At 64.1% G+C, this 977-nt stretch carries 1 rRNA gene; it reads right to left on the bottom strand.

What is annotated here, in order from left to right:
- Positions 1-672 precede the first annotated feature (672 nt).
- A 5S ribosomal RNA gene (gene rrf / locus ACWJ6R_RS37020) occupies positions 673-789 on the bottom strand.
- Positions 790-977: the final 188 nt, after the last annotated feature.

Genomic DNA, 977 nt, shown 5'->3' with positions numbered 1-977 from the left:
CCCGGGACCCGCCACCACGCGGCCGGTCATCCCGACCGAACGACGGACGATCACCCCGGTCCCGCGAACCGTACTGACCCCGCGCCTGATCCCGATCACCGTACGAACGCTGACCGCCCTCACGATTGAATGGGCGGTCACCCCGCCCCTGTGAACCGTATGCTCCTCCGGAACGACCCTCTCGCCGCTCCCCGTATCGCGGACCGTCGCCGGGGCGTCCGCCCTGGTTCGTGCGATCGCCGCGGTAGCCTCCCTGACCGCCCGATCCGCGGTTCTCGCTCTCCTCGCGGCGGCCCTCGCCGTCACGCCCGTTGTCACTGTTCACTTCTGGTCCATTCGTTTGCTCATTTGGCGAGCGCGTCCCGTCTTGGTCCATGGGACGAATCGTTGTACGGGCGGTCTCCGGCCGCGGGGTGCGCCCCGTTCGCTATCGCTGCCCCGCCCTATCGTGGTCTGGTGCGACGAAGGCCACCCGCGGTGGGGGTGGCCCGGCCTCTCCAGCCTAGCAAGTCACCCAAAGTCCCCGGACCCTACAGGTCCTGGAAGAGAATCCGATCATGACCTGGGTCCGCTACCGCAGTCCAGGAAGCCTTCGCAGGACGACCATCTCCCGACGACGCCCCGGAAAACAGGAAAGGGCCGCCCCGAAGGGCGGCCCTCACCAAAAAAATTGTCCGGCGGCGACCTACTCTCCCACACCCTCCCGAGTGCAGTACCATCGGCGCTGAAGAGCTTAACTTCCGGGTTCGGAATGTAACCGGGTGTTTCCCCTTCGCCATAACCGCCGTAACCCTATGAAACAATCAAACAGGAAACCCGTTTGCCGTCTCAGAATTGCCTAGTGGACGCGAGCAAGAGTTCTTGGTTTCGCGCTGCTCCGGACCCGGCGAGGATACAGAGCGCTGCAGAAACCAAGCATAAACTTTGAGGTCAAGTCCTCGGCCTATTAGTACCGGTCGGCTCCACACATTACTGCG

It is taken from the genome of Planomonospora algeriensis, assembly GCF_977012225.1.
This window is presented reverse-complemented; position numbering and strand designations above follow the sequence as displayed.